8 protein-coding genes and 2 pseudogenes are annotated in these 12,063 nt (G+C 69.2%); 4 read left to right on the forward strand and 6 right to left on the reverse strand.

Features of this window, described 5'->3' with window-relative positions; all coding sequences use genetic code 11:
* The 3 genes and pseudogenes from L6444_RS14320 to L6444_RS14330 all read right to left on the reverse strand — a co-directional run bounded on the left by L6444_RS14320 (position 1) and on the right by L6444_RS14330 (position 4,195).
* On the reverse strand, positions 1 to 2,100 hold the full coding sequence (locus L6444_RS14320) for a Rossmann-fold NAD(P)-binding domain-containing protein (RefSeq protein WP_236983573.1): 2,100 nt from the start codon (positions 2,098 to 2,100) through the stop codon (positions 1 to 3).
* 137 nt (positions 2,101 to 2,237) lie between these two features.
* Positions 2,238 to 3,723 (reverse strand): annotated as a pseudogene (locus L6444_RS14325) (acetyl-CoA acetyltransferase).
* 31 nt (positions 3,724 to 3,754) lie between these two features.
* Positions 3,755 to 4,195, reverse strand: a complete 441-nt coding sequence (locus L6444_RS14330; RefSeq protein WP_236983574.1) for a GNAT family N-acetyltransferase — start codon at positions 4,193 to 4,195, stop codon at positions 3,755 to 3,757.
* A 32-nt stretch (positions 4,196 to 4,227) separates the two neighbouring features.
* Here L6444_RS14330 and L6444_RS14335 point away from each other — a divergent pair.
* Together L6444_RS14335 and L6444_RS14340 are read left to right on the forward strand one after the other, a co-directional pair.
* Positions 4,228 to 5,144: pseudogene (locus L6444_RS14335) on the forward strand (SDR family oxidoreductase).
* Between the two features lie 35 nt (positions 5,145 to 5,179).
* On the forward strand, positions 5,180 to 7,576 hold the full coding sequence (locus L6444_RS14340) for a phosphoketolase family protein (protein WP_236983575.1): 2,397 nt from the start codon (positions 5,180 to 5,182) through the stop codon (positions 7,574 to 7,576).
* A gap of 5 nt (positions 7,577 to 7,581) precedes the next feature.
* Here L6444_RS14340 and L6444_RS14345 read toward each other — a convergent pair whose 3' ends face one another.
* Positions 7,582 to 9,108 (reverse strand): HNH endonuclease signature motif containing protein, encoded by a 1,527-nt coding sequence (locus L6444_RS14345; RefSeq protein ID WP_236983576.1) that lies wholly within the window; start codon positions 9,106 to 9,108, stop codon positions 7,582 to 7,584.
* Between the two features lie 83 nt (positions 9,109 to 9,191).
* Here L6444_RS14345 and L6444_RS14350 point away from each other — a divergent pair, with 83 nt between their 5' ends.
* Together L6444_RS14350 and L6444_RS14355 are read left to right on the forward strand one after the other, a co-directional pair.
* Positions 9,192 to 9,863, forward strand: coding sequence for an MOSC domain-containing protein (locus tag L6444_RS14350; protein ID WP_236983577.1), 672 nt, complete (start codon positions 9,192 to 9,194; stop codon positions 9,861 to 9,863).
* 36 nt (positions 9,864 to 9,899) lie between these two features.
* Positions 9,900 to 10,661 carry a CPBP family intramembrane glutamic endopeptidase gene (locus L6444_RS14355; protein ID WP_370652822.1) on the forward strand — a complete coding sequence of 254 codons (762 nt, stop codon included), beginning with the start codon at positions 9,900 to 9,902 and terminating at the stop codon, positions 10,659 to 10,661.
* 3 nt (positions 10,662 to 10,664) lie between these two features.
* Here L6444_RS14355 and L6444_RS14360 read toward each other — a convergent pair whose 3' ends face one another.
* Both L6444_RS14360 and L6444_RS14365 read right to left on the reverse strand, forming a co-directional pair.
* On the reverse strand, positions 10,665 to 11,690 hold the full coding sequence (locus tag L6444_RS14360; protein WP_236983578.1) for a zinc-binding alcohol dehydrogenase family protein: 1,026 nt from the start codon (positions 11,688 to 11,690) through the stop codon (positions 10,665 to 10,667).
* A 31-nt stretch (positions 11,691 to 11,721) separates the two neighbouring features.
* On the reverse strand, positions 11,722 to 12,021 hold the full coding sequence (locus L6444_RS14365) for a GlsB/YeaQ/YmgE family stress response membrane protein (RefSeq protein WP_236983580.1): 300 nt from the start codon (positions 12,019 to 12,021) through the stop codon (positions 11,722 to 11,724).
* Positions 12,022 to 12,063: the final 42 nt, after the last annotated feature.

The raw sequence follows: 12,063 nt of genomic DNA on the forward strand, positions 1-12,063 counted from the left end.
CTAATCAGCGGGGTTCCAGGTGTGGTCGATCACCTCGGGTGGGTGGTGCGCCTGCAGGCGCTCCCGCTCGGCGCGGCGGCGCTTGACCCGCAACCGCGCGTCGGCCGGAACGGTGACCAGTTCGTCGCACAGCAGGTAACAGGCGTCGTCGACGGCGTCGATCAGGTCAGCCTCGACAAGGCGAGATCCCAGTTCCCGCAGCGTCAGCCGAAGTTCTTGGGTGAACCGGATGGTGGTGTCGTGCGCGAGTTCGCGGGAGCTGCGGGCACTGTCGGCCAATCGCTGGGACAACGAACCAGGCGGCTCCGGTGCCGCCTCGGCCTCGGCGATGTCGGCGGCAGCCGCCAGCAGCAGCCCCGGATCGTCAGCGAACGTCGGGCTGGCCAGCTCGGCTTCCGCGGGGCCCCGATGTCCCAGCTGGGACACGGCGGCCTCCAGTGCGGTCGCGGCGCGCGGCGACAGCGCGCGGATACTGCCGACATTGCCCTGCCGGGCCAGCGCGCACAGCGGCGGGTCGGCCCGCAGGATAGCGGCCAGATCGGCACACGCGGTCGCGATGTGGCCGCTCTCCATGATCACCCCGACGCCGTAGACGCTCGAACCCGCACGGGTGTGTCCCAGCGTGGCCGCGGTGACACCGGTGTCGATGACCCACAGCCCGGTCAGAACCCAGCCCTGCTGAATCCGGTCCCGCAGCAGTCGCAGTCGCACCCCCAGGGCCGCGACGCTCAGGGCCTCCAGTTCCGCGGTGTCCAGGTGCTCGGCGGTCGCGGCGGCGAGGTAGTCCTGGGTTTCGGGCCGCAGGTGGCGCAGCAGCGCCAGTGAGCGCGCGGTCACCACCACCTTGGCCACCGAGCCGCGCGGGCCGGAGGCCTGCTGGGGCGGGCCGAGCGGCAACAGGTCCCCGACCTGCGGCTGATTGCGCAGGGTGTGCTGGGTGATGGCGTCCTCGTCCCAACCGGGCAGCTGGGTGGCAGCGACGATGTTGGCCGACACACCGACATAGGGTCGGTGTCCGAACACCGCGATCGCCCGGCTCGCCCACTCCTCGGCGACCACGTCGCCCAACGCGAGCACCCGGCCCATCGCCTGGCCGGCGGCGCGCAGACCGCCGAGTTGCACGTCGAGAGTGATGGGAGTCAGCGGCCCCGGCAGCGCGGCGGACAGGCCGGATGCGCTGAACACCGGGAACCGCGGGTCGATCTGGTCGTCGAACTCGCCCTCCAGACCGTCGGGGGCGGCGCTGCGCAACGGCGCACCGTCGGCCGTACCCACCCGCGGCGGCGCCTCCACCGGCAGCGCGAACTGACCCGAGCCGGGGACGGCGCCGGCGGGTTCGATTCGGCGGCCCTTGAGCCCGCGCCCGGTGTCCACCACCGCGTCCAGCGCGCCCCAACCGTACTCGAAGCCCCAATCCTCTTGTGCGACAGCAATATCCAGTTCGGGGATCAGCTGGTCCCAACTGCGCACCCCGTGCAGCCGCAGGCGCGGCACGACGGCCCGGATCAACCGCCAGGCGGTGACTACGTTGATGGTGTCCGGGGTGGCCAGGTCCACCACGCCGGTGCGGTCGGTGCCGGCCGCCAGCACCAGAAAGCGGACCAGGTCGTCGAGGTGCAGCACCCGCATCGGCAGCGCCGAGACCTTGCTGCGCATCAGCGTGGCCACCGTGCGGCACGCCATCCAGTCCAGCTGGCGACCCACCGGCGGCGCGATCCGGATGATCAGGTTGGGTGCCCAACCCGTGGACACCAGCGTCTCGGCGGGTCGGTACAGCTCGGCGGACCCAGCGGCCTGGGAGACGAACAGCAGGCGGGCTCCCGCTCGGGCCGCCGCGTTCGCCACGTGCGCGACACCCGTCGAACCGGCGCCGCCCGGCGCGGTGACGTCGACGGCGGCCAGGTGAATCACCACGTCGGCGTTGGCGGCCAGATCCACCAGGATCGGATTGTGCAGCGCGGCACTGACGAACTCGACGTCGGGATCCAGGCACTCGTGCGGGCGCGGCCCGATGCCGCTGACCGTGTGCCCGGCGGCGATCAGCTGACGTGCGACCATCCGCCCGATGGTGCCTGCGGCGTCGGTACGCAACACGTGCACGTGGCCTCACCTCCCCCGACGTCTACCGGCCCCGACGTGTACTGACCCCGACGTCTACTGAAAACAATAGGCACGGCAGCCCTGGTTTTGCAGACTCGAGTCTCTAACGTGACCCTTGAGCTGCGGTTACGTTGTGGTTACCGCAGGGTCGCGGAGCCGTCGGCGGCGACGGCGACTTTGGCGCCGGCGATGTCCTCCGCGACGGTCGCGGCGGCCGCCGCGGCATCGGTGATCACGGCCAGGGCACGCGCTCCGTCCGGCGTACGCACCGCCAGGAACGCCTTCTCGGGCCGGCCGTCCCGGTCGAAGGGGGTGGTCCAGGCCTCCACGGTCCCGACACCCTCCCAGTCGACCAGGCCGGTCGTGGTGGGTTCGCGGTCCACCGCCGCCTGCACGTCCTCCCACGCGAACCCGGCCGGCGGGTCGGTGCCGTACACGCCGAAACTGTGCTTGGTCAAATAGCCGCCGTTGGCGGTGATCAGGCCGCGCCGGCCCGGATTCGCGGCCAGCAACTCGGCCATGGTCGCGATGGAATGCGTGACGTAGTTGTTCCAAGGGCCACCGGCAAACGTCAGCCCGCCGGTGACCGTCAGCGGGCGCTCCGGATCGTCGAGGGGCAAGCCGAGTTCGTTGGCCGCGACCTGGACCGCGGACGGGAAGCAGGAGTAGAGATCGACGTAGTCGACGTCGTCGATGCCCACACCGGCCAGCTCCAGGGCCCGCGCTCCGCCGATCCGGATCGCCGGCGAACGGTGCAGTTCGCCCCGCTCGGCGATCGCCGAGGTGTCGTGCGCGTCGGTGCCAGAGTAGGGGTAGACCCAGCGCTCAGCAGGCACCCCCAGCCGCCGGGCCTGTTCGACCGAGGTCAGGATCAGCGACGCGCCCTGGTCGACCATATTGTTGGAGTTCATCAGCTTGGTGTAGGGCCAGCTGATCATCCGGTTCTGCGGGCCCGGCCGGCGGATCTCCTCGGCGCTGACCGCCCGGCGGATCCAGGCGTTGGGGTTGTCGACGGCCACCGCGTTGAACCGCGCCCACAGTTCGCTGACGCGCCGGGCGTGGTCCTCGACGGATTCCCCGCCGGCGATGCGCAGCGCCTGCTCGAAGATCGGGTAGACGTACGCCGGCCGGTCCAGCTTGATCTTGATCTCGGCGTCGCCGGCCATCGGCACGTCCTCGCCGGCGATCCGGGGCATCGGCACCGAGGCGTCCTGCTCGGTCCACACCAGCCGGCGGCCCAGCTTCTTCAGACCGGTCCGGGTGCGCCAGGTTTCGGCGCCCGAGATCAGCACCACGTTCGCGCGGCCGGCCTGAATGTCCAGGCAGGCCTGGTTGACCAGCGACTGAGGGGGTGTTGCCGCCCACCGGGCTGTACAGGGCGGTGACGTCGGTGCGGCCCAGCCGCTCCCCGAGCAGCTGACCTGCGTTGCGGTAGTGCGCGGACAGGATCTGCACCACCCGGACGGAGTCGACGGCCTCGATCACCCGGGCATCGGCCGCCTGCCGGGTGGCCGAGACCATCAGGTCGACGGGCTCGATGCACGGCTGGTCGGGGTCGATGTCGTCGCGATGGTTGACCTGGCCGTAGCCGATCAGCACCGGCGTTCTGGGGTCCACGGGCATCCGTCGAACCTATCGCTACCGCCTCGGGCCACTAGACGGGTGTGCGGCGGTAGCGCACCTCCACCACCGGGCCGTCACCGTAGACCGCGGTGCGGCGCGCACCGTCGGGCGCCCAGCCGTCACGCTCATAGAACCGCCGGGCGAGGGTGTTCGCTTCCAGCACCCACAAGACCGCGCCGCTGACCCCGAGCCCGCGCAAGCGCTCGCGCGCGGCCTCGATCAGCAACCGGCCGACGCCGGTGCCCAACTGCGACGGGTCGACGTAGATCGCCATCACCTCACCCGTGGAGTCCTCGTCCCGACACAGCCCAAACGTGACAAAGCCGCTGATGGTTGCGTCGCGCACGGCGACCAGGGTGACCGGCATCCGGATGCCGGGCTGTCCGAAGGTGTAGCGGCGGGCCCGCGCCTCGGGGGTGAGGCCGTCGAGAAACGCCTGGTCGATCAGGCCGCGGTAGGCCGACTGCCACATGCACACGCGCCACCTCGTCGGCGTCCTGCGGTGTGGCCGGCCGCACCTCGGTCATCGGGGCCAGTATCCGGCGGCATAACGTATCCGACATGGCAGACACGGCATCGGTTGCCGCCAAAGTCGGCGGCAAGGTCATCGTCATCACCGGCGGCGCCCGCGGCATCGGGCTGGCGACGGCCACCGCGCTGCACAAACTGGGCGCCAAGGTCGCCATCGGCGACATCGACGAGACCACGGTCAAGGAGTCCGGCGCCGACCTCGGCCTCGAGGTGTACGGCAGGCTCGACGTCACCGACCCGGCCTCGTTCTCGGATTTCCTGGACCAGGTCGAGCGTCAACTCGGCCCGATCGACGTGCTGATCAACAACGCGGGCATCATGCCGGTCGGACGGATCATCGACGAGCCCGATGCCGTCACCCGCCGCATCCTGGACATCAACGTCTACGGCGTGATCCTGGGCAGCAAGCTCGCGGCCCAGCGCATGGTCCCCCGCAACCGCGGCCACGTCATCAACGTGGCGTCGCTGGCCCCGGGGAACTGCACATCGTCGGGTTGGCCACCTACGTTGCCAGCAAGCACGCCGTGCTGGCATTCACCGACTCGGCCCGGCTGGAGTACCGCCCGTACGGTGTGCACTTCTCGGCCGTGCTGCCGACCTTCGTCAACACCGAATTAGTCTCTGGCACACCGGGAATGAAGGGTTTCCGCAACGCCGAGCCGACCGAGATCGCCGACGCGATCGTCGGACTGGTGGCCCATCCCAAGCCGCGGGTGCGGGTCACCAAGGCGGCCGGCGCGATGGTGGTGTCGCAGAAATTCTGGCCGCGCCGACTCGCCGAGGGACTCAACCGGCTCTTGGGCGGCGAACACGTCTTCACCGAAGACGTCGACGTCGAAAAACGCCGCGCCTACGAGGCCCGCGCCCGCGGCGAGGAGCAGGACACGTAAAGCGGAGTTCACCGGCGTCGCGCACAATCGGGCTAATGAGCCCAGAAACCGCAACTGCTGCCACGCCCGCGATCCTCTCCGACGACGAACTGGCCCTCATCGACTCCTACTGGCGAGCCGCGAACTACTACCTCTCGGTCGGCCAGATCTACCTGCTGGACAATCCGATGCTGGCCGAACCCCTGGCCGCCGAACACGTCAAACCCCGCCTGCTGGGCCACTGGGGCACCACACCCGGACTCAACCTGCTCTACGTCCACCTCAACCGGATCATCCGCAACCGCGACGCCAACGTCATCTACATCACCGGACCCGGGCACGGCGGCCCCGGACTGGTGGCCAACGCCTACCTCGAAGGCACCTACAGCGAGGTCTACACCGGCGTCGAGGAAGACACCGAAGGCCTGCGCAAGCTGTTCCGGCAGTTCTCCTTCCCCGGCGGCATCCCCAGCCACGTCGCGGCCCAGACGCCGGGGTCGATCCATGAGGGCGGCGAACTCGGCTACGCGCTGGTACACGCCTTCGGCGCGGCCTTCGACAACCCCGACCTGGTGGTCGCCTGCGTCGTCGGTGACGGGGAGGCCGAGACCGGCCCGCTTGCCGCCGGCTGGCATTCCAACAAATTCCTCAACCCGGCCGTGGACGGCGCGGTGCTGCCCATCCTGCATCTCAACGGCTACAAGATCGCCAATCCGACGGTGCTGGCCCGCATCCCGGAAGCCGAACTCGAGGCGCTGATGCGCGGGTACGGCTACCGCCCGATCACGGTCGCCGGCGACGATCCCGCCGACGTGCACCAGCAGCTGGCCGCCGCCCTGGACGACGCGTTCGACTCGATCGGCGCGATTCAGGCCGCCGCGCGCTCCGGCGAGTCGACCGAGCGCCCGGTGTGGCCGATGATCGTGCTGCGCACCCCCAAGGGCTGGACCGGGCCCAAGGTCGTCGACGGCCAGCAGGTGGAGGGCACCTGGCGCTCCCACCAGGTGCCGCTGGCCGGCACACACGAGAACCCCGAGCACCGCGCGCAGCTGGAACAGTGGCTGCGCAGCTACCGGCCCGAGGAGCTGTTCGACGGCGACGGCGCGTTGCGGGCCGATTTGAAAGCCATTGCCCCGCAGGGCGATCGACGAATGAGCGCCAACCCGCACGCCAACGGCGGGCTGTTGCTGCACGACCTGGACCTGCCGGACTTCCGCGATTATGCGGTGCCCGTCGAGCGGCCCGCGACACAGACGCACGAGGCCACCCGGGTGCTGGGCACCTTCCTGCGCGACGTGATCACCCGCAACCTGGACCGGTTCCGGCTGATGGGCCCCGACGAGACCGCCTCCAACCGGCTGGGCGCGGTATTCGAGTCCACCGACAAGGTGTGGCTGTCGCGGACCGACCCCGACGAGGATGCGGGGACGCATCTCGCGCCGGACGGCCGGGTGATGGAAGTGCTGTCCGAGCACCTGTGCCAGGGCTGGCTGGAAGGCTATCTGTTGACCGGCCGGCACGGGTTGTTCAACTGCTACGAGGCGTTCGTGCACATCGTCGACTCGATGTTCAACCAGCACGCGAAGTGGTTGTCGACCAGCCGGGAGCTGCCCTGGCGGCGGCCGATCGCGTCGCTGAACTACCTGCTGAGTTCGCACGTGTGGCGCCAGGACCACAACGGCGCGTCGCACCAGGACCCGGGATTCATCGATCTGGTGGCCAACAAGCGCTCCGAGGTGGTGCGGGTGTACCTGCCGCCGGACGGCAACACGCTGCTCTCGGTGGCCGATCACTGCCTGCGCAGCCGCGACTACATCAACGTGATCGTGGCCGGCAAGCAGCCCGCGCTGTCCTATCTGTCGATGGACGAGGCGATCCTGCACTGCACACGGGGGCTGGGGATCTGGCAGTGGGCCAGCACGGCGGTCGGTGAGCCCGACGTGGTGTTGGCCTGCGCCGGCGACATTCCGACCTTGGAGACGCTGGCGGCCGCCGACATCCTGCGCCGCGAGCTGCCGCAGCTGCAGGTGCGGGTGGTCAACGTCGTGGACCTGATGCGCCTGCAGCCGGAGGCAGAACATCCACATGGCTTGTCGGACAAGGAATTCGACGCCCTGTTCACCCGCGACAAGCCCATCATCTTCGCCTATCACGGCTACCCCTGGCTGATCCACCGGCTCACCTACCGTCGGACCAACCACGGGGAGCTGCATGTACGCGGCTTCAAGGAGCGCGGCACCACGACGACACCGTTCGACATGGTGATGCTCAACGACCTGGACCGGTTCCACCTGGTGATCGATGTAATCGACCGGGTCGATGGGTTGGCGAGTCAGGCGGCCGAGTTGCGCCAGCGGATGGTGGACGCGCGGTTGTCGGCCCGCCGCTACACCCGCGAGCACGGCGAGGACGACCCGCAAATCAGCGGCTGGACCTGGGGTCCGACCGAATAACCACCCTAGAAGGGCGGGGGCTCCTCGGGTTCGGCGCCGCGTGGCACGTCGGCGCTGCAGCAGTCGGTGTAGCGACTCTCGCGGATCTGGCGATTGTGCGCGCGTTCGGTGGCGATGCGCTGCGCGCGGTCCTGGGCGCGGGTGCGGCGGCGGGTGGGCATCATCGCGGTGCGTTCACCGCAGTAGTCGACCGGTGGGGTGGTTGCCTCGGGGCTGGGCATGCCGCCGGTGGCGGTGCACAGGCCGGGGAACAGCAGGGCGCTGCCGGGGGTGGTGACGTGGGTGTCGCCGCCCGGGGAAGTGAAAATGATTGTGCCATCGGCTAATTGCTGTTCCCGCCAGCCCCAGAAGGTCTTCACGAGGTGGTGCGTGCGGCATTTGCAATGCAGGTTGGCCGCATGGGTGGGGCCGCCGTCGGCGTGCGGGATCGAATGATCGATGTCACAGCGGGTGGCCGGCACATCGCAGCCGGGCCACCGGCAGGTGAGGTCGCGTGCACGCACGAAATCGGCCAGTTCTTTGGATGGCCGGTATCCGGGCTCCGGAGCGCGGAAGCCCGGATGGACCAGCGGCAGCTGCCTGGCCGTGACGGCAAGCTCGGCGAGCAGTTCGGGCGTGATCAGTCCCTCGGCGCCGATCACCGACGCCGGGGTCGCGCCGGTGCCGTCCAAGGTGGCCTGCTCGGCGATCACGTGGATCACCACCGGCGCAGCCGGCTTTCGCTGCCCAGCGGCACAGTCCGGCCGCCCGCAACGGCAGCCGAGCCGGTCCGCGCCGGCGGCTAACGCGCCCAAGGCGTCGGCGCGGCGTTCGTCGCGGGTACGCGGGTCGTTGGGGCAGACGGTGGCCGCCATCGCCGTCAGGCGCTGATCCAGGGCGAGGGCGTCGGGGGTGGCCAGGCTGCCCTCGATCAGCGCGATCCCGTCCCCGTCCTCGCTGATCAGGATCTCGCGGCCGCGGTGGCGCTGTTGGCGGCGCCGCAGCGCATCGACGTCGGCGCCCACCACGATCTTGTCGACCTGGGCGGCAAGGCGATACTTGCTCAGTGAGGGCCACCGGGTCACATTGGCTGCGATCAACGCATCGACCCGGGCCAAAACCTCCGGATCTTCGATCGCATCGGTGCGAAACACGATGATCCCGAACGCGGCGGCATCAATGTCCCCGGCGCTGAACACCTGCGCGGTCTGGGGCAGCCGTTCACGCATCGCGCGGGCATAGCGGACCTTGCCCACCGCACGGGTCTGGCCGATCCGCAATGCCGCGGCCACCTCCGCCGCGACGGCTTCCATGGTGTCGATGGCCCACAACTCGTTGCCGGTGCACTGCCCCAGCCGGTACGCGAACAATTCGCCGATCGCCGTCAACTGCGCCGCTGCGGCCTGATTCTCCAGCCGGGTCACGTCCCGGATGCGCTGCAAAAAAGCTGCCGATTCCGGCGTCACCGGTCGTTGGGCAGAGCGCTCGTAGAAAACCTCAAAGGACTCCTGTAGCTGCGAGCCCGGGTCACCCAACACCAGCTGTTCGAACATACTTGCGAATGTACACCGACCCGCTGACAATGGCTGCACGATCAGGTCAACGCCGCACCCGCGACCGACGCTAACCTGTGCGGATGCCGAAGGTCCTGTCCGTCAACGTGGCCCGGGCCCGCCGCAATCCCGACCCCCGCGCGGCATCCCGGGTGACCGGCATCGACAAGCTGCCGGCCGCCGGTCCCGTCGAGGTCCGCGCCCCCGGCCCGATGCGGGGCGGCTCGGGCAGCGGCCTGGCCGGCGACACGATCGGCAACCGCAAACTGCACGGCGGTGACGACCAGGCCGTCTACGCCTACGCCCGCGAAGACCTCGACTTCTGGCAAGCGCAGCTGCAGCGCGAAATCACCGCCGGGATGTTCGGCGAAAACCTGACCACCCACGGCATCGAGGTGACCGATGCGCTTATCGGCGAACGCTGGCAGGTGGGCTCCGACGGCTTACTGCTGGAGGTCAGCGCACCCCGGACACCCTGCCGCACCTTCGCGGCCTTTCTGGAGCTCGACCGGTGGATCAAGACATTCACGCAGGCCGGCAAGCCGGGCGCCTATCTCAGGGTGATCCATCCAGGTACGGTCTGCGCCGGCGACTCGATCCGGATCGCCTACCGGCCCGATCACGACGTCACCGTGGCCCTGGCCTTTCGCGCCAAGATGACCGAGCCCGACTTGCTTCCCCGGCTACTGGCCGCCGATGCGCTGTCGGCCGAGCTGAAGATGCTCGCGCGCCGCCGTTCGCCACAAGCGAACTGAGCGGGTGCACAGCCACGCACGGGTAGAATCAGCCCGGTGCAGAATCAGGCTTGCGGACAGGGCGGTCAGAGCGATGCGTCAGTTGTTTCGCAACCAGAGCGCTTTCGCCTCTATTTCGACATCGCCGTCGTCGTCGCGGTGTTGGTGACCACCAACCTGGTCGCGCACTTCACCACCCCATGGGCCGGCATCGCGACCGTCCCCGCCGCCGCCGTCGGCCTGGTGGTCCTGGTCCGCTGGCGCGGTCTGGGCTGGGCTGAACTCGGTCTGGGCCGCGAACACTGGAAATCCGGCATGGGCTACGCCTTGGCCGCCGTGGGGCTGGTGCTGTCGGTGATCGCGGTCGGCGTGCTTCTTCCGGTGACCCGGCCGATGTTCCTGAACAATCACTACGCGACGGTCTCCGGCGCCCTGATCGCCTCGATGGTGATCATCCCGCTGCAGACCGTGATCCCCGAGGAGCTCGCCTTCCGCGGCGTGCTGCATGGCGCGTTGGACCGGGCCTGGGGATTCCGCGGTGTCGCGCTGGCCGGCTCGCTGCTGTTCGGGCTGTGGCACATCGCGACGTCGCTCGGATTGACCAGCAACAACGTGGGATTCACCCACCTGTTCGGGGGTGGCGTCTTCGGCATGATGGCGGGCGTGACGATGGCGGTGCTGGCAACTGGGGCGGCTGGCTTCGTGTTCAGCTGGCTACGACGGCGCAGCGGCAGCTTGATCGCGCCGATCGCGCTGCACTGGTCGCTCAACGGGATGGGTGCGCTGGCCGCCGCGCTGGTCTGGCACCTGTCGACCTGACGGTCACACCAGCAGCACCGCGGCACCGGCGATTCGGCCGGAACTGAGATCGCCAAGCGCCTGATCTGCCTGCCCGAGCGGATATTCCGGCGTCGTGACTTCGATGTGGTGATGCGCCGCGAAGTCCAGAAACGCGCGGGCGTCGGCCCGGGTGTTCGAGGTGACGGACCGCAGCTGCCGCTCCTGGAACAGGTGGCGCTGATAATTCAGCGTGGGGATGTCGCTCAGATGGATGCCGGCCACCGACAAGGTGCCACCGCGGTCTAGAGCCGCCAGCGCGGGCAGCACCAGTTCCCCCACCGGGGCGAACAGGATCGCGGCGTCCAGCGGCACCGGCGGCGGATCGGCGGCACCTTGCGCGGAGGCGGCGCCCAACGCCAATGCCAGCTCCCGCGCTTCGTCACCGCGGGTCATCACATGCACCTCGGCACCCTGCGCCAGCGCGACCTGCGCGGTGATGTGGGCGCTACCGCCGAACCCGTACAACCCCAACCGGCCACCGGGCGGCAACTCGGCGCGTAGCAGCGACCGATAACCGATGATCCCGGCGCACAACAGCGGCGCCAGCTCGGTGTCGCTGTAGCCGGCCGGTAGATGATGCGCGAAATCCGCTGGCACGGTGGTGAATTCGGCATAACCTCCGTCGGCGTCCCAGCCGGTGTAGCGGGAGTGCGGACACAAATTCTCGTCGCCGCGCCGGCAGTACTTGCATTCCCCGCAGGTGTGGCGCAGCCAGGCGATCCCGACCCGGTCCCCCGCCTTGAAGTCGGCGCCCGCCTCGGGACCGACTTCGACGACCTCGCCCACCACCTCGTGGCCGGGCGTGACCCGCGGGCGATGAACGGGCAGATCGCCCTCGGTGACGTGCAGGTCGGTGCGGCACACGCCGCAGGCCAGGACACGCACCAACAGATCAGCCGGCCCGGGCCGCGGAACCTCGACGCTGACTCGCTCCAGCGGCTTGGTGTCCATCGGCCCGGGCCGGCGCACCTGCCACGCGGTCATCATGGATGGCGTCTGTGCGGGCATCACCCAATCATGCCGCCTTTGGGTTATCCGGTCAGCGGCGCTGCACCAACCCGACAATCCACAGCAGGATCACCGATCCCAGGATCGCGGTGAAGAAGGTGAACCACCAGCCGCCCGAAGCGGTGTCGAACGCGAAACTCAGCAAGAAGCCGCCGATCAGCGCGCCGACGACACCGATCACGATGTTCATCAGAATGCCCGATCCGCCACCCTTGACGATCTTGCCGGCGATCCAGCCCGCGAGGGCGCCGATGATGATGTACCCGACGACTCCGACGCTGGTCAGGGTCGTTGAGCGAGCTAGATACTCGGTAGCTGCCAGAACGTCCATGAGGGGTCTCCTTGTAATCACTGGCCAGCCCAGCCCAGCGCC

Source organism: Mycobacterium kiyosense (genome assembly GCA_021654635.1).
Lineage (GTDB): Bacteria > Actinomycetota > Actinomycetes > Mycobacteriales > Mycobacteriaceae > Mycobacterium > Mycobacterium kiyosense.